Origin of the sequence: Thalassospira sp., assembly GCF_048059015.1 — a bacterium.
Taxonomy (GTDB): Bacteria; Pseudomonadota; Alphaproteobacteria; order Rhodospirillales; family Thalassospiraceae; genus Thalassospira.
Genome location: NZ_JBLLNT010000003.1, coordinates 341,531 through 367,442 on the forward strand (window position 1 = coordinate 341,531; position 25,912 = coordinate 367,442).

At 52.4% G+C, this 25,912-nt stretch carries 24 protein-coding genes; 18 read left to right on the plus strand and 6 right to left on the minus strand.

The window, feature by feature from the left end; translation table 11 throughout:
* The first annotated feature begins 65 nt into the window (after positions 1–65).
* The 14 genes from ACMZ66_RS05560 (at position 66) to ACMZ66_RS05625 (ending at position 14,646) form a co-directional block, all read left to right on the plus strand.
* Positions 66–464 (plus strand): helix-turn-helix domain-containing protein, encoded by a 399-nt coding sequence (locus ACMZ66_RS05560; RefSeq protein ID WP_416935229.1) that lies wholly within the window; start codon positions 66–68, stop codon positions 462–464.
* A complete protein-coding gene (locus ACMZ66_RS05565; protein ID WP_416935231.1) occupies positions 461–2,266 on the plus strand; it encodes a DNA cytosine methyltransferase in 1,806 nt (601 codons plus the stop codon). Before ACMZ66_RS05560 ends, ACMZ66_RS05565 begins: the two co-directional genes overlap by 4 nt.
* A complete protein-coding gene (locus ACMZ66_RS05570) occupies positions 2,263–3,054 on the plus strand; it encodes a hypothetical protein (RefSeq protein ID WP_416935232.1) in 792 nt (263 codons plus the stop codon). The genes ACMZ66_RS05565 and ACMZ66_RS05570 overlap by 4 nt, the downstream gene beginning before the upstream one ends.
* Positions 3,051–4,190, plus strand: a complete 1,140-nt coding sequence (locus ACMZ66_RS05575; protein ID WP_416935234.1) for an ATP-dependent DNA helicase — start codon at positions 3,051–3,053, stop codon at positions 4,188–4,190. Before ACMZ66_RS05570 ends, ACMZ66_RS05575 begins: the two co-directional genes overlap by 4 nt.
* The gene (locus ACMZ66_RS05580; RefSeq protein WP_416935236.1) at positions 4,187–4,609 is read left to right on the plus strand and encodes a phage protein NinX family protein; all 423 of its coding nucleotides are present in this window, start codon (positions 4,187–4,189) and stop codon (positions 4,607–4,609) included. Before ACMZ66_RS05575 ends, ACMZ66_RS05580 begins: the two co-directional genes overlap by 4 nt.
* 14 nt (positions 4,610–4,623) lie before the next feature.
* Positions 4,624–4,854 carry a hypothetical protein gene (locus ACMZ66_RS05585; RefSeq protein WP_416935238.1) on the plus strand — a complete coding sequence of 77 codons (231 nt, stop codon included), beginning with the start codon at positions 4,624–4,626 and terminating at the stop codon, positions 4,852–4,854.
* Positions 4,854–5,201 carry a hypothetical protein gene (locus ACMZ66_RS05590; protein ID WP_416935240.1) on the plus strand — a complete coding sequence of 116 codons (348 nt, stop codon included), beginning with the start codon at positions 4,854–4,856 and terminating at the stop codon, positions 5,199–5,201. The genes ACMZ66_RS05585 and ACMZ66_RS05590 overlap by 1 nt, the downstream gene beginning before the upstream one ends.
* The gene (locus ACMZ66_RS05595) at positions 5,202–5,702 is read left to right on the plus strand and encodes a DUF1643 domain-containing protein (RefSeq protein ID WP_416935242.1); all 501 of its coding nucleotides are present in this window, start codon (positions 5,202–5,204) and stop codon (positions 5,700–5,702) included.
* Positions 5,699–6,010 carry a hypothetical protein gene (locus ACMZ66_RS05600; RefSeq protein ID WP_416935244.1) on the plus strand — a complete coding sequence of 104 codons (312 nt, stop codon included), beginning with the start codon at positions 5,699–5,701 and terminating at the stop codon, positions 6,008–6,010. The genes ACMZ66_RS05595 and ACMZ66_RS05600 overlap by 4 nt, the downstream gene beginning before the upstream one ends.
* Before the next feature lie 49 nt (positions 6,011–6,059).
* A complete protein-coding gene (locus tag ACMZ66_RS05605) occupies positions 6,060–7,100 on the plus strand; it encodes a tyrosine-type recombinase/integrase (protein ID WP_416935246.1) in 1,041 nt (346 codons plus the stop codon).
* Between the two features lie 493 nt (positions 7,101–7,593).
* Entirely contained in the window at positions 7,594–9,180 is a 1,587-nt protein-coding gene (locus ACMZ66_RS05610; protein WP_416935248.1) for a sulfotransferase, read from the plus strand.
* Positions 9,181–9,248: 68 nt separating this feature from the next.
* Positions 9,249–11,015: a tetratricopeptide repeat-containing sulfotransferase family protein gene (locus ACMZ66_RS05615; protein ID WP_416935250.1), complete on the plus strand. Its 1,767-nt coding sequence runs from the start codon at positions 9,249–9,251 to the stop codon at positions 11,013–11,015.
* The gene (locus tag ACMZ66_RS05620; protein WP_416935252.1) at positions 11,012–12,760 is read left to right on the plus strand and encodes a tetratricopeptide repeat-containing sulfotransferase family protein; all 1,749 of its coding nucleotides are present in this window, start codon (positions 11,012–11,014) and stop codon (positions 12,758–12,760) included. The genes ACMZ66_RS05615 and ACMZ66_RS05620 overlap by 4 nt, the downstream gene beginning before the upstream one ends.
* A 53-nt stretch (positions 12,761–12,813) precedes the next feature.
* Complete coding sequence (locus ACMZ66_RS05625; protein WP_416935254.1) at positions 12,814–14,646, plus strand: tetratricopeptide repeat-containing sulfotransferase family protein; 1,833 nt, start codon at positions 12,814–12,816, stop codon at positions 14,644–14,646.
* 41 nt (positions 14,647–14,687) lie between these two features.
* On the opposite strand, the gene ACMZ66_RS05630 is transcribed toward ACMZ66_RS05625, so the two are convergent.
* Both ACMZ66_RS05630 and ACMZ66_RS05635 read right to left on the minus strand, forming a co-directional pair.
* Positions 14,688–16,340, minus strand: coding sequence for a diguanylate cyclase domain-containing protein (locus ACMZ66_RS05630; protein ID WP_416935256.1), 1,653 nt, complete (start codon positions 16,338–16,340; stop codon positions 14,688–14,690).
* Between the two features lie 183 nt (positions 16,341–16,523).
* Positions 16,524–16,856, minus strand: a complete 333-nt coding sequence (locus tag ACMZ66_RS05635; RefSeq protein ID WP_416935258.1) for a hypothetical protein — start codon at positions 16,854–16,856, stop codon at positions 16,524–16,526.
* Positions 16,857–17,056: 200 nt separating this feature from the next.
* On the opposite strand from ACMZ66_RS05635, the gene ACMZ66_RS05640 reads away from it, so the two are divergent.
* From ACMZ66_RS05640 to ACMZ66_RS05650, 3 genes are all read left to right on the plus strand, one after another.
* Complete coding sequence (locus ACMZ66_RS05640) at positions 17,057–17,461, plus strand: OsmC family protein (RefSeq protein ID WP_416935260.1); 405 nt, start codon at positions 17,057–17,059, stop codon at positions 17,459–17,461.
* A gap of 166 nt (positions 17,462–17,627) precedes the next feature.
* Positions 17,628–18,935, plus strand: a complete 1,308-nt coding sequence (locus tag ACMZ66_RS05645; RefSeq protein ID WP_416935262.1) for an alpha/beta hydrolase — start codon at positions 17,628–17,630, stop codon at positions 18,933–18,935.
* 23 nt (positions 18,936–18,958) lie between these two features.
* Entirely contained in the window at positions 18,959–19,876 is a 918-nt protein-coding gene (locus ACMZ66_RS05650; protein ID WP_416935264.1) for an alpha/beta fold hydrolase, read from the plus strand.
* Here ACMZ66_RS05650 and ACMZ66_RS05655 read toward each other — a convergent pair.
* Entirely contained in the window at positions 19,873–20,808 is a 936-nt protein-coding gene (locus tag ACMZ66_RS05655) for a helix-turn-helix domain-containing protein (protein ID WP_416935266.1), read from the minus strand. The genes ACMZ66_RS05650 and ACMZ66_RS05655 overlap by 4 nt on opposite strands.
* Positions 20,809–20,951: 143 nt before the next feature.
* Between ACMZ66_RS05655 and ACMZ66_RS05660 the strand changes: the two genes are divergently transcribed.
* Positions 20,952–21,923, plus strand: coding sequence for a phytanoyl-CoA dioxygenase family protein (locus ACMZ66_RS05660; protein WP_416935268.1), 972 nt, complete (start codon positions 20,952–20,954; stop codon positions 21,921–21,923).
* Positions 21,924–21,992: 69 nt separating this feature from the next.
* Here ACMZ66_RS05660 and ACMZ66_RS05665 read toward each other — a convergent pair whose 3' ends face one another.
* The 3 genes from ACMZ66_RS05665 to ACMZ66_RS05675 form a co-directional block, all read right to left on the minus strand.
* Positions 21,993–22,973 carry an adenosine deaminase gene (locus tag ACMZ66_RS05665; protein WP_416935270.1) on the minus strand — a complete coding sequence of 327 codons (981 nt, stop codon included), beginning with the start codon at positions 22,971–22,973 and terminating at the stop codon, positions 21,993–21,995.
* Positions 22,974–23,046: 73 nt separating this feature from the next.
* Entirely contained in the window at positions 23,047–24,807 is a 1,761-nt protein-coding gene (locus ACMZ66_RS05670) for a tetratricopeptide repeat-containing sulfotransferase family protein (RefSeq protein ID WP_416935272.1), read from the minus strand.
* Between the two features lie 226 nt (positions 24,808–25,033).
* Positions 25,034–25,888: a DMT family transporter gene (locus ACMZ66_RS05675; protein WP_416935274.1), complete on the minus strand. Its 855-nt coding sequence runs from the start codon at positions 25,886–25,888 to the stop codon at positions 25,034–25,036.
* Positions 25,889–25,912 lie beyond the last annotated feature (24 nt).

The following is a 25,912-nucleotide window of genomic DNA, read 5'->3' on the forward strand; positions in this document are numbered from 1 at the left end:
ACAAGGCGGCAACCTCGCCAGCGCCCATCAATCCCCGCACTCACAATGCAACAAGGAATCGACTTATGGAGCATAACAACAAGAAGCCACGCGGCAAGGCGAACGGTGTTGACGCCGTTGTCGGGGCGCGCATCCGCGAACGCCGCACCCAGCTTGGCATGTCGCAAGAGGCACTGGCCGAAAAGCTCGGCCTGTCATTCCAGCAAGTACAGAAATACGAAAAGGGCTCTAACCGGATCGGCGCGGGACGACTTTATGAAGTCGCCAAGGTTCTCGCCGTTCCTGTCGAATGGTTCTATGCCACGCTCGATGATGGCACCGAAGCACCGGCAGAAATCGGCACCAAGGCCCTGCGCCTGATGCAGCGCTTCAACGCCCTGCCCGACCCGCTCAAACAGGGGATCTATCTCCACGTCGCCAACACCCATGACTTTTATGTCGCACGTCAGGGAGGTGGGGTATGAGCTTCCAGTGGAACCTTGATGACGAAATCGTTGTCGACAACTTTGCCGGTGGTGGTGGCGCTTCAACCGGGATCGAAGAAGCCCTTGGATGTCCGGTCAATATTGCAGTGAACCACGACGCAAACGCTGTTGCCATGCATCAGGCGAACCATCCGCACACGCTACATCTTTGCGAAGATGTGTTTACCGTGGATCCTGTTGCTGTTTGCAAGGGCCGCCGCGTCAAGCTGGCGTGGTTCAGTCCGGATTGCACCCATCATTCCAAGGCCAAAGGCGGGAAACCAAGATCAAAGAAGATACGAGGCCTTGCATGGGTGGTCATCAAATGGATGGGGAAAGTGCGCCCCCGTGTCGTCTGCCTTGAAAACGTCAAGGAATTTCAGGACTGGGGTCCGCTGACCAAGGACGGACAGCCCTGCAAACTGCGCAAGGGCAAGACGTTCCGCCATTGGATCAAACAGATGGAACGCCTTGGCTACAAGGTAGAATACTGGGTACTGCGTGCCTGCGACTATGGCGTTCCAACGATCCGTGAACGCTTGTTCCTTGTCGCCCGCTGTGACGGCCAACCGATCGTCAAACCGGAACCAACCCACGGCGACCCGAAGTCAGATGCCGTCAAACAGGGCAAACTCAAACCATGGCCGGTTGCTGCCGATATCATTGACTGGTCACTGCCCTGCCCGTCGATCTTCATGGACCCGGATGAAGCCAAACAACGCGGCCTGAAACGGCCATTGGCCGAAAACACCATGAAGCGCATCGCACGCGGCCTGCAGAAGTTCGTCTTTGACAGCGCCGATCCGTTCGTTGTCACCGTCAATCACGGCGGCGATACGTTCCGGGGCCAATGCATCGATCACCCGTTTAACACCGTTACGGCGGCACGTGACGGGCATGGGTTGGTGCAACCGTTTGTCCAGCACGTTCAACATGCCAGCAACCCCAATGGCACGATGGCGGTTGACGAACCCGTGCGCACCGTCACTGCCACACCCAAGGGTGGCGGCATGGCGCTTTCATGCGCATACCTGGCGCAACACAACAACACGTCATCTGACAGCCGATCGGCAGAAACACCGCTTTCAACTGTGACAAACACCGGGTCGCAACAGGGTGTGATTGCCGCCCATATCACCAAATTCCGCAATGGCGCAACGGGCCACGAAGCAACCGCCCCGCTGGCAACCGTAACCAGCGGCGGGAAAATGGCCCGCCCCGGGGGCGCCAACCCACTTGGGCTGATTGCCGTGCATATCGATCGCCAGTTTGGCGCAAGCAATGGTGCAGACGTGAACGAACCGACAGGCACCATCACCGCAGGCGGTGACGGCAAAACAGCCCTTTGCACATCGAACTTGGTAAAGCTGCGCGGGACATGCCGGCACGGGCAACCTGTGACCGAACCAGCACCAACTGTCACAGCGGGCGGCTTCCATATCGGAGAGGTTCGCGCGTTTTTGATGAAATACTACGGGACCGGCGAAGGCCAAGTTTGTGATGACCCGCTTGGCACGGTGACATCAAAGGAACGCTTCGGGCTGGTGACGATCAAGGGAGAAGAATATCAGATCGTTGATATCGGCATGCGGATGCTGACGCCACGCGAACTATACGCCGCGCAGGGTTTCCGTCCTGATTACAAGATCGGTGACAACCCGGAAATCGACGGCTTCAAGTTCAGTAAAAGCCAACAGGTTGCCAAATGCGGCAACTCTGTCTGCCCGCCGCTGGCAGCCGCCGTCGTCCGCGCCAACGTCCAGCCATCCGCGCTGCACCAGCAACAAGGAATGTCGGCATGACCATCACAGCAAAACCAATCCTGTTCAGCGCGCCGATGATTAAGGCCCTGCTTCGTGAGATCGAAAACCCCGGCACGGGTAAGACGCAGACGCGGCGGATTATTAAGCCGGATCCGATTGTCCCGGCTGATCTAGAGCATACCGTTAACGAAGCATGGCAATCAGGTTTCATTGACGTCAAATGCCCCTACGGCAAGCCCGGCGATCTGCTTTATGTGCGGGAAAGCTATTTCCAGCGCGGGCATTGGGAGCCGGTGAACGGCAAGAAGACCAAGGGCGGAAAGCAAAAATGGGCATTTACCCCGGAAAGCCATGACATACAGTTTTCTGAACCGGATGAATACCGCAAGGCCCGTGACGCAAAAGACCCTTTCACCGTGGCTTGGCACCAGCGCTTGGGCAGGTTCATGCCGCGCCGTTACAGCAGGATCACGCTTGAGGTTGCGGATGTGCGTGTCGAGCGGTTGCAGGATATCAGCGAGGAAGATGCAAAGGCAGAAGGCGTTTACCGGGACGAAGACCGCCCGGAAGAACATGATTACCGCAATAATGAATGGATGTGCCCGAAGTGTGCCGGAACTGGTCTGTTCACTGCTTATGGCTGGGGTGGCGTAATTCCCGACGCGGACTGTTCCGAATGCGACACCAGCAAGCAGAAGTTTGAGCATCTTTGGACATCGATCAATGGCGATGACAGTTGGCGCGCAAACCCGTGGGTCTGGGCCGTGTCCTTTAAACCTCACCTGATCAACCTCGATCAGTTCATCAAAGGGAGGGCTGCGGCATGACGATCACCCTAAGCGACACTCAAAACGCAGCCGTTAACGCCATCATGGACTGGTACAAGCAGCCAAAACCGCAAGAGTTCTACCTCGCAGGTTATGCAGGATCGGGGAAATCAACCTTGACCGACGAGGCAATCAAACGCCTCAAGGACGAATGCGGTGTAAACAAGGTTTGCACCGGGGCCTATACCGGAAAGGCGGCCTATGTCTTGCGCCAGAAAGGCGCAGAAAATGCACAGACCATTCACTCGATGATTTACACCGCGATCACTGACGAAGCGACCGGGGAAGTCAGGTTCGAACTGGACAAGGACGGTGCAGCGGCGCAGGCAGATATCATCATCCTTGATGAATGCTCTATGATTGACGAAGCCATGGCCGATGACATCCGTTCGTTCGGCAAGAAAATTCTTGTCCTCGGCGATCCCGGTCAGCTGCCGCCTGTTCGCGGCGCTGGCGCTTTCACCAACCGCAATCCTGATGTGTTCTTGCACGAAATTCACCGGCAGGCCGCAGACAGTCCGATAATTCAACTGGCAACCAAGGCACGCCAAGGATTGCCGATCAGCCTAGGTGACTACGGCCCCGGCGTCCGAGTGATTCCGTATGACGCTGCAGCAGGTGAATATGTCTACGACGAAAACAGCCAGGTCATCTGCGGTCTGAATAAGGTCAGATGGAACCTGACGCAGAAAATTCGCCGCCACCGCGGCTATGCCGAACGTAAACCTGAACATGGCGAGACAATCATCTGCTGTCGCAATGACCGTGAGCGTGGGGTTTTCAACGGTCAACAAGGCGTTTTCCTATCGTCTCAGATGTGCCCGACAGAGCCAATGTTTGAAGACATGACCTTCGATCTCGAAGGACGCAAAGAGCACGTCGAGATGACGGTTCACCCCTACCTTTTTGATCAGCATTTCGAAGGACCGATCCAGCGACCGCGCATTGAAAAAGGGATCGGTGAATTTGATTGGGGCTATGTCCTTACCTGCCACAAGGCGCAAGGTTCGCAGTGGCCGCGCATCACTGTGATTGATGACAGCAGATCATTCCGCGAAGACCAGCGCAAATGGCTCTATACCGCCATCACCCGCGCCGAGAAGGAGCTTACGTTGATCGTGAGGAACGCAGCATGAAAATGAAAGTATCAGACCTCGACGGGCGCGCGCTGAATTGGGCGGTTGCGTTTACCCTGTATGGCGAGCCGTCAGCAGTTTATCCAAACTCTTTTGCATTTGATGAATCTTCAAATGTAAAAGCGGTATTAGTGGCGCGACTTGGTGTCGTTTCTATAGATCGCGATGAATTTAATCCATCAGGTAACTGGGCGCATGGCGGCCCAATCTTTGAGAAAACAGGAATATTCCCGACTTATTGCCATGACTGGGACGCATTCCACGGACCTCAAACAGATCCGATGCCTTACGAGGCAGAGGGCGAACGCTGTGTGATGTATGGCGAAAAGCCTTTGATAGCTGGTTGCCGTGCCGTTGTTTACAACGCTGTCGGCCCAACAATCGAAATCCCCGACGAACTGTGCGAGGTGGTTTCATGATCGTAGCAGCAGCAATGATGATCGATGGTGAAGTCAAAGCCCTGCCCGCACCGGCACGGCATCATGACATTATCGGCCGATGGCCGATGCCGGAACACAAGCACGGACTGCAAGGCTTCATCGATCACGAACACGGTTTTGTCACACGCAAGGCAGCATGCCGGATCGCCCGGGAAGAAGGCCAGCTTGTGGGGCGAACCAAGACCGGGCCTAAAGACATTCTATTCAGCGAGGATCTTTGGTGATGACACAGCGTAAGGCAGTGGTGGATGTTTTTGAATTGTCAGAACTGGATACAGGGCAGCGCGCAGCGAAGCGCGCCGGTTGGACGCATATCGCCCAAGGAATGCTACTGAAAGAAGGCAGCAATGCAGGCAAACTCACCAAGGAAGACGTGGAGATCGCGGCGCGGGCCATTGCCGAAGAACGGACTGTGACATTCACTGACGATTGGTGGAAACAGGAATTGGCGCACTATTACAACATGAGCGCCGAGTTTCCCGATTATGAGAATAGTCAATCTTTGATTCCTGATGCCATGCGCGAGGCGAAAGCGGTGATCAGATCGCTTGGACTTGAGGTGGAGGGTTAAATGAGCAACTTTGACACAAACAGCGGTGCCGTCATCAGTGATTGCGGCAAATACCGCTATCGCCTCTGGCGCATCTGGGACAAATCAAAACCCCTAGTCGGCTTCTGCATGCTGAACCCAAGCACCGCAGATGCATCGGTTGACGATCCCACGATCAGACGCCTGATCGGATTTGCAAAGGCATGGGGTTACGGCGGGTTTATCGTCGTCAACCTGTTCGCGATGCGGACGCCAAAGCCGGTAATGCTCAAAGCGGCAGCGGATCCAGTTGGCCCCGACAACAGCAAGCACATTTCCGAAGTCGCTGAAATGGTCGACACGATGGTTTGTGCCTGGGGAACGCATGGGAAGCTTGCTATGGCTGATAAGCTGGCAATGGCTTGCATGCATGGGCAGACCGCAGCCAAGGCCCTGCACATCAATGCAGACGGATCGCCGAAGCACCCACTTTACATCAAGGGTGATGCTGTGCCGGTTCCGTTCAGGGGAGGTGATGAATGAGCGCATTGCCAGCCAACATCCCGCCGCGCTGTATGTCTGAGGAACAGGCCTGTGAATATGTCGGCTTGACAAACCAGAACACTTTTCAAAAGGCGGTCGATGCGGGGATTTTCTGCCCAATCCCTTACCGTGACCGCGCCGGGATCAGAAAAAAGGTCTTTGACCGCAAGGTCTTGGACAAGGCCCTTGACGAACTAGGAGGTCTTACCAACGATGACGACATGGCAAAACGATTGCTGCGGGGAAGCATCAATGGCAGGGCCCAACGGGGAAAGGCTGCGGTATCTAACCGCGCGCCGCAACACTGACGGCACATTTCGGTATTACTGGCAACGGCGCGGGCAACCTCTGACAAGGATGCCCGATGACCGGTCACAGCGTATCAAGGTTTTGAATGCCCTGAACGATTTGGCAGACAAGAACTACGAGATCGATCGAAATCTGCTGCTGAACCTAGCCAAAAGCAATCAGCTGACAGCGCACTCGGTTTCCCGACTAGCAACGCTCGGTCAGGTGGTGGAGAACGAAGGGCAGAACTGGCCCGGATCAATCGGCTGGGTGATTGCCAAATACAAGAATAGTCGAGGCTTCAAGGAACTGGCTGAAGGAACGAAGAAGTTCTACATCCAGTATATGAACGAGGTTCATGCCCTCGGGCCCGACCTTCCGATATCAGCCTTCACGACCCCGATGCTTCAGGACTTCGTCGATACCTTTGACGGTATCAAAGGGGCAGACCGCAAACTGAAAACAATCTTGAACCTGCTGTTCAAAACGGCGATCAAATGGGAAGTGATGGACAAGAACCCGGCACAATTCCTTGAAACAACGCAAGGCAGCCGCAGGCAGATCGTATGGGAACCGGCAGAGATTGAAGCCTGGTATCATGCCGCTCAGTTCGGGGATCGCGCCTTTGCGACAACCACTGCCTTCTGTCTGCTGCAGTACACGGCCCAGCGGCCAATTGATGTTCTCAAAATGCCTGTCAGTCACTTCAATCCAGCAACGAACATGATCCGGGTAAGACAGCAAAAGACAGGTGCGTTTCTTGAGATCCCGCTACACCGTGACGCAATCGACCGGATCGCAGAAGCGGTCAAGCTGGCAAAGGAAGACGGATGCACCACCATCGTTCAGCATGAAGGTCGGCCCGTGCCATATACCACGTTCCTGAATAATTTCAGGCGGGCAACCGCAAAAGACATGGCGCATCTGCAACCGCGTGACCTCAGAAGAACGGCAGCGGTTCGGATGTCAGAGGCCGGTGCAACAACGACTCAGATCAGCGCCGTTGCCGGTTGGTCGATTGAGCAGACTTCAAAAATCCTCGAACATTATGTCCCGCGAACAACTGAAATGGCGCGTGGCGCAATTGCGGCATGGGAAAAGAGTGTCTAACGCGTTAGACTTTTTAGACATGTAAGTTATTGATTTTATTGATTGGTAGTAGTTCGACATGTACTACAGCGGCTAATCCTTTCACCCGAAAGGAACAAGCTTACGGAAAACGCCCGGCCATTTGGTCGGGCGTTTATTGTTTGACCAGCATCCTACCCTAACTACTCCTACGAATAAGGTTTGACTATACTAAGGTACTGACGTCTAATAATGATTACATACAAATATAGCATATTCGATGCTGGCTCGGTTGGTGTAGAACCATAGGGAAATAACACCTCAAACCGTATCCATCGATGCCAGACTAATCTTCTGGGAGGTGTTTGCATGGTGGACCAACAGCCCCTAACAAAGTCCCTAGACAACCAGATTGATAATATTTCGCGCCTTTGGAACGGCGGTAACAAGCAGTTGGCCGTAAGCCTTTGCCAGCAATTACTGCAACAAAATCCGCAGAACGCTCAAGCCCACAAGACATATGCCCGCTTTCTTGATGAGTTCAGGAAATGTTGCTGCGGCAGCACAGCACTATGAGGCATCCTGCAGCGTTCCAGCCACTACCCCGGACTGTTTCTTTGCATTTGCCGAGCTCCTCAAGAAAATTGGCAAACCAGATCTCGCCGAAGAAGTTTTGAATGTTGGAAGCAAGAAGTGGCCGGACAATGCGCTGATGTTGCGCGAACTGGGTGTCGCGTTAGCCGAAAACGACAGCCATTCCCAAGCGATGACTGCGTTTGACAACTATTTAAAGCTTGAGCCAGAGGATTGGATCGGCTGGAATCATCTGGGGTGTGCCCGCGCTCAAAACAATCACGCGGATCAAGCTCTTGCATGCTTTGACCAAAGCTTATTGCTTATAGCCAAACACAACCCTAAAAACGCCACCTCGAAGGACGTAGAAAACGTTCGCCTGAACAAAGCGAACGCGATGATACAGGCTGGCAAAACTTTCGATGCACGTAGAACATTAGAAGATGTTCTGAAAGAAAACCCAGATAGCCATCGAGCCTGGTACGAACTATCCAACCTTGTGAAATGCACCCCACAACAAATCACACGTATGGAATCCTGCCTTGAGCGCGTGACATCCGTTGGTAATCAAGACGCAATGCGTGATTTGCACTTTGCATTGGGACGTGCTTGGGACCAAGCAAACGCGCCGGAAAAGTCTATCGACCACCTGAACCAAGGCAACAAGATCGTTCGCACAGCTTTGACCTACAATTCCCAAGAAGTCTGCGGAAAAGTAAGGCATACTCCGCACTTTTTCCCACCCAGCCTGTTTCTGAACATATCGAAGAAGGCCTCGGAAAAGCCGACAGGATTCCGCCCAGTCTTTATCGTCGGAATGCCAAGAAGTGGATCGACACTGACCGAGCAAATATTGTCCGCACATCCTGACGTGATCGGCGCAGGCGAACTGACGACACTCCCGAACATATGCAAAACGATGCTCGGCAGCAATTTTGCGAGCTGCCCAGAACATATGAAAATTGCTGCTTCACCAGAAACTCACGAGAAAATCCGTAATGTCTATCTTGCTGAGTTAAAACGTATCGCCAGTGATTTGCGTCCAGATGCTGACATTGAAAACGGGAATATCGTCGTTGTGGACAAGATGCTGGGAAACTTCGATATGATCGGGATGATTGTTCAAGCAATACCTGAAGCTCGTATCGTTCACTGCCGTCGAAATCCGATTGATACTTGCTTGTCCTGCTATTCCATGCTTTTCCGCTCCCCAGTCAACTACTCCTACAATCAAACGGAACTTGCGGAATTTTACAAAGCTTATGACGATCAGATGCATTACTGGCACGAAACCATTCCATCATCCGTTTTGATGGAAACCAAATACGAAGACATGGTCGCCGATACAGAACACCAAGCCAGAAAACTGCTCGAGTTCGTCGATCTCCCCTGGGACGAAACTGTTTTGAATTTTCACAGGAATAAGCGCTCGGTGAGTACCGCAAGTATGGTTCAGGTACGCAAACCGATATACAACTCCAGCGTAAAGCGTTGGAAGCCATATGCTCCTTATATTCAGCCAATGTTGAGTGTTCTTGGCGATAAATGATAAGGCTGACGAGCAAACAAAAATCAACTATGGTTACGACCTGCAATTGAAAAGGGTTTAGCTTGGCAATGGAAGCCCAAGAACATCTGAAGCGCGTTAAGGAGCTGTGGGCTTCTGGACAGCATCAGAACGCAGTCAATGAGTGCCAAAAAGCGCTTTCCATATTTCCCCAGCACCTAGACACGCGCCACTTTTATGCTTTGATGCTAAATGCTGCCGGTCGGGTGGAGGATGCATTTCAAACACTAAAGAACCTTTGTGAACGTCCCGATGCGCCACCAATCGTATTTCAGGATTTGGGGCGTATTTTGATGGCGGCAAACAATGCAGATTTAGCGCAAAAAGTGCTTCAATTTGCATTACAGCGCTTTCCTCAGCATGCTGCAGGCTACAGAGAACTTGGCTTGGCGATGCTTAAGAACCGAGAACCGTTACAGGCGATCGAAGTGCTCGAAAAAGGCACTCATCTTGAGAGGGGCGACTGGTCCTTATGGCAGAATTTGGGGATGGCCTATGCTGAAATCGAAAAACCTAACGAGGCCGTACAGCACTTTGATCGTGCACTGAAAATTTGCGGATCACCCGGCAATTTGAGCGAGCCGTTTTACACACTGCCGACCCCGAATGATATTGCTGGAATTAAACTGGCAAAAAGCGACTCACTGAACCACGCTGGTAGAATTGAAGAGTTGAGAAATTGCGTCCTTGATGTTCTTGCCACAGCACCAGAGAACACTCAAGCTTGGTACGCTTTATCCAATTTGATGCACTTCAGCAGTGAAAGCCCTGAATTACAACAAATGGAAAACCTCGCAAAAGACGCTTCTATCGCTGGAATGCCCGCTATTGCAAAACAGTATCTGAACTTTGCTCTCGGCAAAGCATGGCGAGATGCAAAGTCCCCTGAAAATGCCATGAAATACTATGACACGGCCAACCGACTGCGGCGGGCCGATTTCAATTACGACAATGAAGCTGCGTGCTTACACTTACAGCATATTAAAGACCGTTATCCAGCAGCTTGCTTTAGCGACCTGCCCGCTATCGCCTCAAACAAAGATAGCGCTGATATTCTTTTTGTGATCGGAATGCCTCGGTGTGGCTCAACATTAACAGAGCAAATTCTATCGTCGCATCCCCATGCGCACGGCGCAGGGGAACTACTCATTGCTCCGCAACTTAAGCAATCGATTTTTGGCGAACTCTTCCCTTTCACATCTCAAGAGAACCCGGATAGTGAAACCCAAACAAAAATTCAGCAGTTCGGCAGGGAATATCGACAACAACTCGAACAACGTTTGAACCAACGCGGTCAAATGGATCAGATTGGCCGTGATCATGTTATTGTTGATAAGATGCTTGGCAATTTCATGTGGGTTGGATTAATACTGCAGGCTATTCCAAATGCCCGCTTCATTCATTGCACACGCAATGCTGTGGATACTTGTTTGTCCGCCTACACACTGCGTTTTTCCAGCGGGTACCCTTACTGTTTTGATCAATCTGAGCTCGGCAGTTACTACAAAGCTTACGAAGATTTGATGGCGCATTGGCATAACGTCGTGCCTGAAGACCGTCTGTTAAAAGTTTCGTATGAGCGTATCGTCGCAAACACCGAAAGCGAAGCGAAGCGGATCACTGAATTCGCAGGGCTTGCCTGGACAGACAAGGTATTGAGCTTCCACAAAACGCGTCGAGCCATCCGAACTGCGAGCTTTGATCAAGTCAACAAACCGATTTACTCAAGCAGTGTTGAACGCTGGAAACCTTATGCAACATGGTTGCGGCCACTCCTTCAATCACTTGGACACGCTGAGTTGAAAGAAGAAATTTGAGTTCCAAGGCAAGTCAGTCCCCTGACCAACACAAAATTCTTATTGAGAAGTCCCTTCGGCTGCTGGAAGGTGGAAACCTGACAGCTGCTGAACATACCTTTGCCCGCGTCGAAGATACGGCGCGGATGACAGCGCAGGGTCTGTATCTACAGGCAAGAATTCATGAAGCGCATGGTAACAACTTACTCGCCATCAAAGCTTATGAGAAAGCCTGCAACCTTCCAGATTCAGTTCCTGAACACTTTCTCGATCTTGCAAGTTTAATGAGACGGGTTGGCAGTATTGCACAAGTTCGTGACGTTCTCAGGATAGCCTTTCGGCGATTCCCTGATGACTCCAGGATAAGTGCTTCTTTGGGGGCTGCGTTGCTAGAAGAAGGCCATATATCTCAAGCCCGTAAACTTGTGGAATTTGCCATAAGATGTTCTGGCAACAAACTTCTGGCGCATGAGGTCTCCGCAAGCATTTATCGCGCGATCGGACAACCAACTACCGCTTTAGCACATCTTGAGGAAGCGCTCGTATGCTCAAAGGAACTCTCTGGCAAAAAGAGCAAGAACAAACAAACTGAACTTTCTCTGCTTATCGCTGAGACTGCAAGAGAAACAGGGGATCTAGATAGATCAGAGAAATTGCTGCGAAAAGTAATCCGCAGCAATCCCCTCACAACCAGAGCCTGGCTCATCCTTAGCGACGTGATCCGCTTCAAGGAGAATTCACCAGAAATCGCCCGCATGACGAATATACTTTCGGGACGTGACGGAAGCTTATCTAACTCTAACAGAGTTGATCTGGAGTTTGCCATGGGCAAAGCGTGGATGGATGCTGGCCAACCGAACAAAGCCATGCAACACCTTCAAGCAGGAAATTCTCTTCATAGATCTCAAATCAGCTTTGATGGCAAAGCTGTGGCCAATCGGCTTCAGAATTACGCCGACTGTTTTGACCAATCCATGTCAAAAGCCATGCGGCAACAAGACTCCGAAAAACCGGGCAAAACTCCAAAGGTAGCCTTCATCGTTGGGATGCCTCGCTCAGGAACAACCCTGATTGAACAAATCTTGTCCAGCCATAACAAGGTATTTGGCGCAGGAGAACTGACAACACTTCCGCGCCTCAAGAATGCGGTGCTCGGGAAAGATTTTCCTGATACTCCGGGCAGTTTTCAGCGAGTGAAATCAATCGAAAATCTAACAAGTTTGGCAAATGCCTACTTGAAGGAGGTACTCCAACATCTCCCACCATCTGATGATGGTTACCATTACATTCTCGACAAGATGCCTGGCAACTTTATGTTTTGCGGACTAATCGCAATGGCAATGCCACACGCCCGGATAATTCATTGTCGCAGAAACCCGATCGACACCTGCCTATCTTGCTACAGCAAGTATTTCGTTTCCGGCCAGAGTTTTAGTTACAATTTAACGGAACTAGGTAATTACTATCGTTCATATGACACTCTGATGCATCACTGGAGACAGGTACTGCCGCCAAATCAGTTCATTGAAGTTGAGTATGAGAGTGTCGTTGAGGATCTGGAACATGAAGCAAAACGATTGCTAGATTTTCTAGAGTTACCTTGGGACCCCGCTTTACTTGAGTTTCACGCCTCAGACCGCGCGGTCAGAACTGCCAGCGCCAATCAAGTCCGCAAACCGATCTATCGCAGCAGCGTCGAACGCTGGCGGCCGTATGAGAAGGAATTGGCGCCGTTATTTGAGGCCCTTGGCATCAATCCCGCCTAACCTGCCGTAAAACCAACACATTCCGCATCACTGAGCAAACAGGATGCCGGGACATGAGCAAACAGCAAACGGCTGCCAATACGTCACCATCAAAGATCAGTCCGTCGAGCGCAAAGCAGCACAAACTTACGGTCGGGTTGGCGGAGATCAGAAAGCAGTGGTCGAGCGGGCATGGTCGTACCGCGCGGAAAATCTGTGCGAAGCTGATGGTCGAATATCCCGATGATGGCGAGCTGATGCAGATCAGTGGCTTGATGCATAATGAAAGCGGTCAGATTGCCGAGGCCGTCAAATGCCTTGAAAAGGCGTGTAACTGCCCTGCCCCAAAGCCGGTTTACTTCACCGATCTCGCAGCTGTCCTTGCCAATGGCGGATATGAAAATCAGGCCAAGGATGTTTTGCGGCAGGCCGTAAAACGCTATCCTCTGGTTGGCAAGATTCATCTGCAGCTGGGTTTGCTTGAAGCACGCGGAATGGGGACGCGGAATGCGATCCCGCATTTAAAACGCGCGATTGCCTTGGCCCCGAAGGATTGGACGTCCTGGAGTGCGATGGGTGTTATTTTACTGCAACTCGATGATATCGAGGCTGCCATTCAGCATCTGGCAAAGGCCGTTGGATATGCAGAGGAAACCGGTGGTGCCAAGGCCATCAATGACATCAAGATCAGCATTGGCGAATGTCACAAAGAACTCGGCAATGTTGCAGAAGCCTGCAAACTGTTTGAAAGCGTGCTTTGCGAGGAACCACAAAACATCCGCGCGTGGCATTGCCTGCCCCTGGCAACCAAAGTTCCCGAAAATCACCCAGCTCGCGCAGTGATTTACGACATCTATCAATCAGGCCGCTATCAGAAGATGGCGCATAACGAGCAGGAAATGCTGTTATTTTCCATCGCCAAGCTTGAGATGGAACGCAAGGCACCCGATGCCGCGATGAAGGCTTTGAGCGAGGCCAACCGGATCAAGCGCCAAACCATCACCTACTCGCCCGAGGCGATCGACGACATGCTTGCCCATGTGCGCAAGCAGTTCCCTGCCGAGCGGTTTGCAAATCTGGGGCCGATCCGCGATGACTGTGATGAACCGCAACATGTATTCATCGTTGGCATGCCGCGATCGGGCACGACATTGACCGAACAAATTCTGAGCTCCCACCCGGCGATCTTTGGCGCGGGCGAGCTTGATACGATGGTCTATCACCATCACGCATTGATCGAGCATAAGGTCAAAAATGGTGCGCTGCGCGACGATGTGATGAAATATGACGACGATTTTATCCGCATCCTTGGGCAGGTATATCGGCAAGAAACCCTTGGCCGGATCGGACGCATTCAGGCAGCCAATACCGACGCCAGAACAACCCGGCGCATTGTCGATAAGCTACCATCAAACTTTACCCGTGCGGGCATGTTGGCCTTTATGCTGCCCAACACGCGGATCATCCATTGCCGTCGCCATCCGTTGGCATCATGTTTTTCGATCTATAACCGGCGTTTTGGCGGCGTTCAGAACTTCGCCTATGACCAGCGCGATTTGGGCCACTACTACAACACTTATGAAGGTTTCATGGCGCACTGGCGATCTGTTCTGCCAAGTGATCAATTTATCGAGGTCGATTATGAGGATGTTGTAGAGAACCTAGAGAGCGAAGCCAGACGCCTGATCGATCTTGTCGGACTACGATGGAATGACGCGTGTTTAAGCGCCCACAAAACAGAACGCCAAGTCCGCACCCATAGCGCCCTTCAGTTCCACAAACCGATCTATCGCAGCAGCCTTAAGGGATGGGAGCCCTATGTCGCGCATTTGGGTCCGTTGCTTGAAACGCTTGGCCTGGACACATCTGGCAACCCGATCAAAGGATCTGTACGCAAAGCCGGGTGACGAAGACGCAAAGTACTCCGTCACCCGCCAAGCGTGATACATCAATCCTGATGCAGTTCCGGTTCAAGGGCTTGTGAATAGACGCAATAGCGTGCCTTGCCGGCTGCCTTGGCTTCATACATGGCTTTGTCTGCACGGCGGAGCTGTTCGCTCATATCGCAGCTGCCGCCATCAAATACGGAAAAGCCGATAGAGGCGGAAATACCGCAATCAGTGCCTTCCCACAGGAAAGGCTGCTTCATCTCATCAAGGATGGCGTCGGCAATCACAGACATTTCCTTTTCGCCGCCCTTGTTGATGAACAGAATGGTGAACTCATCCCCACCAAGACGTGCAACTTCCTCTGCCCGTCGTGCGGCACGTTTCAATCGCTTTGCGGTTTCGACAAGCACCCAGTCACCGGCCGCGTGGCCCTGCGTATCATTCAAGCGCTTAAATCCATCCAGATCGAGGATAAAGATTGATGCGGGTGTGTCAGTGCCACGCAGGACATTTTCACACTGATCAAGCTTCTGCATAAATCGCGCCCGGTTAGCCAGGCCGGTGAGCTCGTCATTATTGGCCTTGTTTTGCAATTCGCGCGCGGCGTGCTTTTGCTTGGTGATGTCGCTTGTCCACCAAAGCACTGCATCCTCGCCCTCGAACGGCAAAGGTTCCAGCGACGTTTTAAGCCATTTGGCTTCGGGCATGTCCGGACGGCGCAGACGAATTTCAACGTCATGCAACTCGCCCAACATATCCATGTCTTTGAGCGACTGTTTGCGATAGCGTTCCGACAGAAGGATCGAGTCAGATGGCTCTTTTTCCTGCTCAAGCCCCAGCATGTTGGAAAACGTGCTGTTAAAGAACTTGAAGAGCCCGGTTTCACGGCTTGAAATCCCGACACCGATTGGCGCACTTTCAAGAAGCCCTGTCAGGCGCTGTGATGCTTCAGCAACTTCGGCCTGCGCCTTTTTAAGGCTGGTGACATCAATCAGCGATCCGATGGTTCCCGCAATTGCACCGCTTGGCCCCTTCAGGCTTGAGGCGGCGAAGAGGGCGGATCGTTCTTCGTCATCAAGAACAAAACAGATTTCATCACGCACCTGCCCTTCGCTTTTCAAAAGCGGTGCTTCGTGATCGGCAATGGTTTTAGCTAAGCTTTTGGGCGCGATATCACCAAGCTTCTTGCCTGTGACATCCTTGCTTTCAAGGCCGAACAGTTCGGCGAAGGCATCGTTGCAGCGGCTGATAACGCCATCGAGGTTTTTGAGATAAACCGGGGTTGGCAGGACATCAATCAGATGCTGAATAAAGGTTTTATGTTCAGCAAGTGCCTTGGCAAGTTCCTGGGCTTTGCCACCATCGCGCAAAACAAGGGCGACGGTATCGCCGGGTCCTTTGTCGCAATACCAGATAAAGGGCGTTTTCCCCATCCGAAAGCCCGGCAGGTCTTCATGTTTGCCCGAGGAGATGGCATTCATCGCCGTACGCACCGCCAACACCGCATCGCCGTCGGTGAACTCACCGTTTTTGGCAAGGTAAGCGAGGAATTGCTTGATCTCGGTCCCGGTGCGCAAAACTGATTTGGCAGCCGCAAGCTGCTTTTCAGCAGCCGGGTTAATGTGAACGACCTTATGGCCGTTGGGATCAAGGAATATAAGACTATCGCGCGACAACGCCGCCGTTGCCACAACATCCGCACTGATTGACAAGACACCCGGAACGCCGCGAAACGGCGCACTCCCTTAAATTCGTTATGATTGATGTCCCAAACCAGACCTGTTGTTCGGTCTTTAGCTATTTATATGCGCAACCCATTGCATATACCCAAGGATAAGTCATTACTTTTCTTGCGAACAGTACCCTGATTAGATCAATTCCAACGTTTGGTCTGATCAGGTCAGTGGCGGCAAATCGATATAGCCGCGATCGACGCAATGTTCGAGTTCGCGGGCCGCTGCCAACATTTCCTGATAGCATTCGCGCAGGTGTTTGAGCTTGGCAAGTTCTTCTTCTGTCGGGTGCTGATCGCTGCGATCCGCCGTCAGACGAAACGCATATTTCAGATAATCTGCACGCAAGCGGGCAACCGTGATCATAAGCGGCACGGCGTTTTCGACTGTCATGTCGGGGATCGCCGGGCTGATGATCTCGTGATTGATTTCTTTGAGCACATGTTCCATGCCCATCATGAAACGGCTTTTGCTGCGATTTGGATCTTGGGTCATAACCGTTGCTCCTTCGTCATAACGGCCTGAAATCAGGTTATAGTATCACGCCGGAAGGTAAAAACTCCTATAACAGTTTACCACTGATGGTCGCATTGATTTACGGCAATGATCGCAAGCACAATTGATCGCAACTTGCAGGCTGCGCCCAACCGCGCTAGAGGATGGGACAACAGTTTTTCAAAGACGGGAATTTGATTATGGAAGCACGCGTAAAGTGGCTTGAAAACCTTACCTTCACCGGCACCAGCGGCACCGGCCACGGCGTTGTCATGGACGGTGACAAAGATAACGGCTTTGGCCCGAGCCCGATGGAAATGCTGCTGCTTGGTCTTGCTGGCTGTTCGTCGATTGACGTTGTGCATATCCTGAAAAAAGGCCGCGAGAACGTCCTTGATGTTGAAACCGAGGTCAAGGCAGAACGCGCTGAAACCGATCCCAAGGTCTTCACCAAAATCCACCTGCACTTCAAGGTAAAGGGTGAAGACCTTAACGAGACCAAGATCGGCCGCGCGGTTGAGCTTTCAGCAGAGAAATACTGCTCGGCATCCATCATGCTATCCAAAGCAGCCGACGTGACCCATAGCTGGGAAATCATGGAATAAGCCAAATCCCGTTGCCTTTTTGAGGTCACGTTTATTGGCTACCCAAAGCGGTCTGGAAACAGGCCGCTTTTTTGGTACTCGCACCACGGGGCTGCACGCGCTAACATCAAGTGCGGAAAACAAAATCAAGAAGCCAATCACATCTTCAGGACACGGAGCGAAACCCATGGTCACCTCGCGGCTATTGCGCACAAGTCTGGCATCCCTTGCACTTGGTGCGGTATTGGCATTGGGGGCATGCTCTGACAATGATCCGCAACACAGTCCGTCTGATCATGCGGTCAAGGCACCGACAAATGATTTGTCCTTTGCCGATTATGTGAAATCCACCCGCCAACAAATTCATGACGTGCTTGCGACCGAACGCTTTGCCAAGGAAGAAGAACCATTTGGCGGCTATAATATCGATCAGGTTGTTGATATGCGCGCACCCTTTGCGATCGAGCCGGACGACATTTCCTGTGACAAGGTCGGCCGCGATCTCGCCCATGGCGAAAATGTCGGTTTTCTGATGATCCATGGCCTGACCGATAGTCCGTTTTGGTTAAGCGATGTGCGCGATCATCTGCGCAAACAGTTTCCCTGCGCATCCATCCATGGCGTTCTTTTACCCGGCCACGGCACTGTTCCGGGCGATCTTATGAATGTGAAGTTCGATGATTGGCTGGCCACCGTTCGCTATGGCGTCGATGCGTTTGGCGAGGAGATCGAGCATATCATCCCGATTGGATATTCGATGGGGGCGGCCCTTATCGGGCGCGATTTTGATGCTCGCCAGCGCGATGACCGCATCAGCGCCATGATCATGCTGTCCCCAGGCCTCACTGCAAAAAGCGAACAGGCCTGGCTGACACCCTATGCACGCCATGTCAAAAAATGGGTTGGTCAGGGCAAGAACAGCGACCCGGCGAAATATGGCTCGATGGCAATGAATGCCGCGGCCGAATTTCACCTTCTGACCGAACCCTATCGCGATGGGTCGGTCAAAAACTTTGATATTCCTGTCTTCCTTGTCATCAGTTCGGATGATCAGACGGTTGATCCACTGGTCGCGGTTGATTTCTTCTGCCAGAAGGTACAATCGGACACCAAACATCTGATCTGGTATCAGGGCGAAAACAAGGACATCGACGAGCATCCCAAATGTGATGCGATTGACTTTATAAGTTCCGCCAATGACGAGATGCGCACCATCAATCACGCCCATACCGCAATCACCATGCATCCGGAAAATCCGGTTTACGGTCTGAACGGCACGGTACGCGATTGCGGCCATTATGATGACGCGAAACAGCATGCAAGTTGCCAAACCGGTCAGGATACGGTGTATGGCGAACGTAACCTGGTTGGTTCCGCGACACCGGGAACGCTTCGCCGTGGGACGTTTAACCCTGACTTCCCGGGCATGAGCGATAAAATGTCACGCTTCATCCTTGCAGCACTTGGCGTTGAACCAGATATCCTTGCAGAATGAACTTTCCCTGATCAGGCGATTTGATGACTTTTGCCATTGATAGCTTCACCACCGAAGACGGCATTACCCTGCGATACGGGGTTCAAAACCCCGAACACGCCAACATCTTTGTCCTGATATTGCAAGGACGTGGCGAGTTTATCGAACGCTATCAGGAAACCGCAGACGACCTTTCTGAACGTGGATTTGGTTGCGTGACTTTTGATTTTCGCGGCCATGGCGGATCAACCCGTGAAGCGGATGATGTGATGATGGGCTATGTCCGCGATTTGACCCATTACATGTCTGACACCCACAGCGTGATCAACCATATCAAAGCCCGGCACGGGATTACCTGCGACATGCTTCTGACCCATTCGACGGGTGGGCTTGTTGGAATGGGCATGATGCTTGATCATCCGGAACTTTGGCGCAGTGCCGTTATGATTGCGCCGTTCTTTGGCCTTGGAGGGCCTGAATGGCTTTCGCTGGCCGCGCAATTCCTGTCTGGCGGTCTTTGTCGTTATGGCTTTGACAAGCAATACCTGCCCGGCCAAAGCGGGCTTACGCCACTTACCGATTTTGATCCAGAAAACATCCTGACATCTGATCCTGATCGTTATGCGCGCAACCTTGCGATCCTGAAACAAGCACCGGAACTGGTGGTTGGTGGTGTTTCTGCCGGGTGGCTTGATGCGTGTTTCAAAGCGCAGGCAAAAACGGCAATTAGGCTTGATCAGTTAAAATCGGGTCTATGGCCCCTGCCCCCGATATCGGTGGTTCTGGCGGGTAATGATCAGGTCGTGTCAAACAAGGTGACCGAAGAAATCCTCGGTCAGGTTTCAGCGATTACAATCACCGAAATCCCCGAAGCCCGTCATGAAATCCTGCAGGAACGCGATCTTTATCGTGATCAGTTCTGGGCAGCGTTCGACGCCCATGTCGCGCGCCATCACGATTAACCGCTGACCTTTACCGGCTCGATACGACGGCTGCGAAATTGGCTGGGTGCCAGGCCGCGGTGTCGTTTGAACTGGCGGTTAAAATGCGACAGGTTTTGAAAGCCTGCTTCTTCGGCAACCTGATAAATCGGCATGTCAGATGACAGTAACAAGCTTGCTGCCCGCCCCAATCGCAACCCCATCAAATAATCCTGAATGTTTGATCCCATATGGCGGTGAAAGAAGCGGCGTAATGTCCGTTCGCTCATCCCCGCATGTTGCGCCAACCAGGCACTTGTGACCGGCTCCAGGTAATTCCCATGCAAAACGTCCAACACCCGCCCAAGGCGACTTGCGTCATCATGTTCCGGGATGGCGGCATCAAAGCGTTCAGAGGCCAGCGGGCTTAGTTCCGTGGCGTCCATCAGAGTTCTCAGAACTTCGATCAGCATGATCAATTGATCGGCGGCATTACCATGATCAAAGTCAGGTGCGAATGCCGCGACCTTGCGTGCGGTTTGCGCATCAAACTTCACCCCGCGTCGAGCCAATCGAAGCGCGTTTTCAAGACCGACCAGTTCCGGCATGGTTCGACAGACCGAATTAATCCAATCAGATGTAAACCAGAAGACAAATGCTTGGTGCGCAGTCTGGTTTGGCGCAACCTGCAAGGCCGCCTCATGTGCGCGCATGGTTTCCTGATTGGTTGATGGTGGTGCGGCATTTGCCGAATGCCATGTATGGGGCAAGTTCGGCCCCAGAAGAACCAAATCATCATCACCATACGCAGCGATATGATCCCCGACATAGCGCTGCCCCTGACTTCCGAGGGTCAGTGTCAGTTCATATTCCGGGTGGTAGTGCCATTCAAACGGGATCGCCGAAAGGTTCCGATGCAGCCCCTTCCACGATCGATCCTTGGCAATCTGAACATGTTCAAACAAAAGCTTCATGACTTGGCACCACGTCTATTCGGTAGATCCATGACGTCATTTTGGCCAAATAGTATCATTCTTTGTCCGTCGTGTCAGTGGGCAAGCCATCGGGATGCTGATTAAATTTGATCAATTCAAAACCAAAAACCCGGAGGACTTTCATGTCGATGCTTGCCACTGCCCCCGCGACCGCCACCCCCAACAGCGACCGCCCCGGAAACGCGTCGGTCAAGGAAGTTCAGGGAACGCAGCTTCACGATCTTAAAAAGACTTTGCCGCTGCGTGTCCTGTCCGAGGATGATTTTGCGCATTGGCAGACCTATGGCTATGTGATCATTCCAAATGCCGTGTCGGCCAAACAGGCCCAGGCAACCGTCGATCTGCTTTGGGAGTTCGAGGAAATGGACCCGAATGATCCCGAAAGCTGGGGCCGCCCGCAAATGCGCGATCATGCGATGAAGGAGCTTAATAACTCCGGCATGGTCGAGATTTATAACCATCAATGCCTTTGGGACAATCGCCAGACCCAGCGCATTTATGATGCGTTTGTTGATATCTGGGACCGCACCGATCTTTGGGTTTCAATTGATCGGGCGAATTTGAACACGCCAAACAAAGGCAACCGTGCCTTTGATGGCTTCATCCATTGGGATGCAGATACCAGTGCCGATCCCCTACCGATCAATGTTCAGGGGGTGCTATCGCTTGTCGATACCACGGAAGACATGGGCGGGTTCCAATGTGTGCCCGATCTGTTTGCCAATTTCGCCGATTGGCGCAAAACTGCGCCAGCGGACCGAAACCCGTTCCAGCCTGATATGGACACAGTCCCCTATACGCCCAAACGCATTGCCATGAAGGCCGGTGATCTTGTGATTTTCAACAGCCTGCTTGCACATGGCATTCGTGCGAACAGATCCGATCAGGCCCGCATAGCGCAATATATCTCCATGGCGCCAGCAACCCCTGAGGAACAGGACCTTGTCGATTGGCGGGTTAAAAGCTGGTCAGAACGCCTTCCGGCACGCGGCCATGCCTTCCCCGGTGATCCGCGCAATTGGGAACAAACCCGATATGATCGGGCGGAATTGACGGAACTTGGTGAAAAGCTTCTGGGCAAGACGCCTTGGTGACATCGCACTTAAGAACGAAAAGAGCGCCCTTTGCTGGGCGCTCTTTTACATTTAGAAATCTGCAAACAATTAGGCTTGCAGCTTCGCCAGAAGCTTTGCCTTGGTCGCATCATCGACAAAGCCGGCCTCGATTGCCGTGCGGGTCACGCCAAGAAGCTCTTCCTCGCTAAAACCAAACACATCATGGGCGCGCTGATATTCGTCCGCAAGGCTTGTAAAGAAGAAGGGCGGATCATCTGACCCCAGCGTCACCTTCACGCCCGCCTCATAGAATTTACGCAGCGGGTGGGCCGCATAATCCGGATAGACCGAAAGCGCGATGTTCGATCCCGGGCAGACTTCCAGAACGATCCCGCGCTTTGCCAGCGTTTCGACCAATTTCGGGTCTTCGATGGATCGAACGCCATGCCCGATACGGGTGACAGGAAGTTTATCAATCGCATCCCAAACGCTTTGCGGGCCCTGCACTTCGCCAGCATGGGTGGTGCAGCCAAGTCCTGCGTCGGCTGCGACCTTAAAGGCCGGATAAAAAGTTTCTTGGGAAAACATGCTTTCATTGCCGCCCATGCCAAAGCCGACAATATAAGGGTGCGCACACGCTGCCGTTTCCTTGGCGACCTTAAGGGCAATATCACCACCGACATGGCGCACACAGGTCATGATGATCCGGCCAATGATCCCGGTTTCCTTTTCCGCGCGGTCGATGCCATCAACAATCGCTTCAAGATGATCATCATAGGAAAGACCGCATTCCGCCGCATGGGTCGGCGAACAGAACAGCTCGACATAAAGCGTGCCAACCTTTGCCTGTTCGGTCAGGTAAAAGTAGGTCAAATCCGCATAATCCTTTTTGGTGCGGATGGCAGCACTGGCTTTATCAAAGCTTTTCAGGAATTCTGGAAAATCGTTCCAGATATAACGATCTTGATCATCGTAGATGTCATCGGACAGGGCAATCGCATTGCGCGCAGCAAATTCACGCACGAGTGCAGGTGTCAAAGCACCTTCAAGATGCAGGTGCAATTCTGCCTTTGGAAGGTTTCGCGTCATTGGGGCGCTCCGGCGTTTTAAAAGGTCTTTTCTTCTACGTAGAATTACCTTCTAACCCGAAGCACCCGCAACGTCACGCGGCAACCGCTTTGCGCGATGATTTCTGTGCCGACTTGACCGTGGCGATATCCGGATCTTCGCCAAGGCTTGCCAACGGACCGATATAGGCTTCAAACCGCTGCCATTTGCCAAGCGAGTCCTTGAAAATAGGACGCCGCACTTGGATCATGCTGGCCGTGGTGGCTACTCTGCCCTCACGATAGAACTCCAGGCATTTCGGATCCCATTCCAGCCCGCAATGCGCAAAATAGTCTTTGGTCACCGCTTCCGGATCAGCCACCAGATCTTCGTAGCAAAGATCATACAGCTTGCCGTTGGCATCACTCTCAAAGAACGCATTCATCAGATCGACATAGGAGTGGTAGTAGTCGGCAAGCTCGCCCAGATCATCCGCATAGCGCATCGGAATGGAGAACGGTGTTGTGTAAATCGAAAGGCACGTCGCCAAGGGATGACGATGGGTGTGAATAATCGGCGCGTCCGGGAAGACACGGCGGATCATCTCAACCCGTACGAAGTTCGCAGGCGTTTTGTTGGTTACAAACAGCTTGGTCGGCGCATAGGATTTCAGCGCCTCAAGATACAGCTTGCGGATCTTGGCTGCGGCCTTTGCGTCAATCTTTGCCAGTTGATCGGAAATCTTGCCACGTCCGACAACATCCGTCACCGCCTTGGCAAAATCACCGATTTCACCCGCAGCATGCACATCAGGATGCGCACCCAAAATACGCTCGGTCAAGGTTGTCCCAGAACGCGGCATGCCAAGAATAAAGATCGGCTTGGGACCATCTTCATTATCCGGGATCGATACCGAAACTGCGTTTTGTACTGTCGCCATTTCACGAAGCTTCGTCATCTCGACCAGCTCACGCTTCATGTCAAACGGGCGCTCCGCACGATCGGCTGCATGACCCTTTTTGTAGTAGTCAAACGCCGCTTCCATATCGCCGTTGGTTTCAGCAATTTTGCCAAGTGCGAATGCGGCCTTGTATCGCTCACCCGCAGCGGCCTTACCATCTGCAAGGATCGCTTCAAGGTAACGCGGCGCATCGTCCGGCATTGATTGCGGGCGCATGAATGAAATGATCAGATAGGGTTGCGCACCAAAATTGGATTTGCGCTCAATGATCGCAAGGCAGGTTGATACAGCCTTCTCAACTTCGCCAGCCAGCGCATAAGAAGATGCCAAAAGCATGCGAACAGGAAGATTGTTCGGTGCGCGCGCCACGCACTTTTCCAGCACTGCAAATGCATGGTCGTGCTGTTCCTGATGCAGGTAAACACGCGCCAGCAATTTCTGGGCATTTTCGTACTGCGCACTCTGTTCGGACACTTTGGTAAGCAACTCAACCGCGCGCACCAGCTTGGGCGCAAAGCAACGGCCGGGGCTTGTTGCAACAACCCCCTGGAAAATTACATCTGCCAAAATGCAGCACAAGGTCTCATCATGCGGCGCAACACGCAGGCGCGCCTCAATCAGGGACTCGACTGAACTGAAGTCATTTGTAACATAAGAATATTGAACAAGATTCTGCGCGACAGCGCCAAAGTATCGGTCAGAAACCGGTACTTCTCGAAACAGTTTTGAAAGACGTGCCCAAGCTTTGGCTGGCGTGCGACCTTGCAACTCGCTGACCACTGTCATGAGCTGAATATCTACCCTTTTCGGGTGTACGCGCAAAACTTTAGCACCAATCGTCGCCGCCCGATCAAAATCGGCGACTGACATTGCGTGTTTGATATCCTTCGCAATGTCGGTATTCGTCTGCGTCATCCATTTGTCCCTGGCTGCGTTTGTAACGCCCCCTCCCCAAGCACAAAACGACTATAGGTCATTTATTGAATGTCGCACAGCACAAATATCTGAGTTCAGGTACAGAATCACAGAAATGTGACTACAAATCCCAACCAACGCTGCAATCTGCTGAAAATACCTTCCAAAACAGCATTGCTTTCGAAGGCCAGTCAGTTAACCAGCTGCAATTTTGGCAGAAATCCATCTAAACCCGTTTAACGCGAGTCGGAAAAAGAAGTTCGCGCGATGCCAAAAGTGCGCCTGCGACAATCAAAATACAACCAGCAATCACAACGGGTGTCGCAACTGCTTTACCAAACGCGATCAGCACACAGGTGCTCAGCAACGGCGTCCCATAGGATGCCACGCCCAGGATCTGGATATCACCATGTTTGGTGCCATAGTCCCAGACAAAGAATGCCGCCCCAACAGGGCCAAGCCCAAGTCCGATGATCGCCAGCCACTGCGATGGGTTGGGTGAAACCCAAACTTCCGTCATGCCATGTGTGATGAAACCGAGCACAGCTGCACCGGCACAAAATCCACAGACCGCATTGACCGGCACATGGCGATATCGACGGTTTAGTACGGAATAGCCAGACCACAGGAATGAACAGATAATTGCAGCGCTATAACCAAGACCGTAGGCCGGATCAAACGACAGTCCCTGCCCTTTGCTGACAAGCAGCACCGCCCCGGAAAGACCAAGGACCGCACCGGCAATATGATGCCATCGCAGGTTTTCACCGGGCAAAAGTGCCGAGAACAAAACGATAAATAACGGCCACAGATAGGCAATCAGGCTTGCCTCGACCGCGGGCGCATTGGCAAGGGCGACAAAATAAAAGAAGTGATAGCCAAACAGACCCAAAACGCCCAGCACCCAAGCTCCAATTGGCTGGCGCAAGGATCGCAGCACACTCCCGCCCCGAAGCATGATCCAAACCGCACTGAAAATACTGGCAATCGCAAAGCACAGGCTTACCAATTGAAACGGCGATGGCGGAAACCTCGGTCGTAAAAAGCGCCAAAAGCGACCAAAGCAACACGGCAATGCCACCGATCATGGTCGCTGTTCGTTTTT

Excerpts from the sequence above, each read along its gene's own strand:
- ACMZ66_RS05640 (WP_416935260.1), top strand. The coding sequence starts at position 17,057 with ATGGAAGCACGCGTAAAGTGGCTTGAAAACCTTACCTTCACCGGCACC.
- ACMZ66_RS05590 (WP_416935240.1), top strand. The coding sequence starts at position 4,854 with ATGACACAGCGTAAGGCAGTGGTGGATGTTTTTGAATTGTCAGAACTG.
- ACMZ66_RS05650 (WP_416935264.1), top strand. The coding sequence starts at position 18,959 with ATGACTTTTGCCATTGATAGCTTCACCACCGAAGACGGCATTACCCTG.
- ACMZ66_RS05560 (WP_416935229.1), top strand. The coding sequence starts at position 66 with ATGGAGCATAACAACAAGAAGCCACGCGGCAAGGCGAACGGTGTTGAC.
- ACMZ66_RS05660 (WP_416935268.1), top strand. The coding sequence starts at position 20,952 with ATGTCGATGCTTGCCACTGCCCCCGCGACCGCCACCCCCAACAGCGAC.
- ACMZ66_RS05570 (WP_416935232.1), top strand. The coding sequence starts at position 2,263 with ATGACCATCACAGCAAAACCAATCCTGTTCAGCGCGCCGATGATTAAG.
- ACMZ66_RS05595 (WP_416935242.1), top strand. The coding sequence starts at position 5,202 with ATGAGCAACTTTGACACAAACAGCGGTGCCGTCATCAGTGATTGCGGC.
- ACMZ66_RS05575 (WP_416935234.1), top strand. The coding sequence starts at position 3,051 with ATGACGATCACCCTAAGCGACACTCAAAACGCAGCCGTTAACGCCATC.
- ACMZ66_RS05605 (WP_416935246.1), top strand. The coding sequence starts at position 6,060 with ATGCCCGATGACCGGTCACAGCGTATCAAGGTTTTGAATGCCCTGAAC.
- ACMZ66_RS05565 (WP_416935231.1), top strand. The coding sequence starts at position 461 with ATGAGCTTCCAGTGGAACCTTGATGACGAAATCGTTGTCGACAACTTT.
- ACMZ66_RS05625 (WP_416935254.1), top strand. The coding sequence starts at position 12,814 with ATGAGCAAACAGCAAACGGCTGCCAATACGTCACCATCAAAGATCAGT.
- ACMZ66_RS05580 (WP_416935236.1), top strand. The coding sequence starts at position 4,187 with ATGAAAATGAAAGTATCAGACCTCGACGGGCGCGCGCTGAATTGGGCG.
- ACMZ66_RS05600 (WP_416935244.1), top strand. The coding sequence starts at position 5,699 with ATGAGCGCATTGCCAGCCAACATCCCGCCGCGCTGTATGTCTGAGGAA.
- ACMZ66_RS05635 (WP_416935258.1), bottom strand. The coding sequence starts at position 16,856 with ATGACCCAAGATCCAAATCGCAGCAAAAGCCGTTTCATGATGGGCATG.
- ACMZ66_RS05655 (WP_416935266.1), bottom strand. The coding sequence starts at position 20,808 with ATGAAGCTTTTGTTTGAACATGTTCAGATTGCCAAGGATCGATCGTGG.
- ACMZ66_RS05670 (WP_416935272.1), bottom strand. The coding sequence starts at position 24,807 with ATGACGCAGACGAATACCGACATTGCGAAGGATATCAAACACGCAATG.
- ACMZ66_RS05610 (WP_416935248.1), top strand. The coding sequence starts at position 7,594 with ATGAGTTCAGGAAATGTTGCTGCGGCAGCACAGCACTATGAGGCATCC.
- ACMZ66_RS05585 (WP_416935238.1), top strand. The coding sequence starts at position 4,624 with ATGATGATCGATGGTGAAGTCAAAGCCCTGCCCGCACCGGCACGGCAT.
- ACMZ66_RS05665 (WP_416935270.1), bottom strand. The coding sequence starts at position 22,973 with ATGACGCGAAACCTTCCAAAGGCAGAATTGCACCTGCATCTTGAAGGT.
- ACMZ66_RS05645 (WP_416935262.1), top strand. The coding sequence starts at position 17,628 with ATGGTCACCTCGCGGCTATTGCGCACAAGTCTGGCATCCCTTGCACTT.
- ACMZ66_RS05615 (WP_416935250.1), top strand. The coding sequence starts at position 9,249 with ATGGAAGCCCAAGAACATCTGAAGCGCGTTAAGGAGCTGTGGGCTTCT.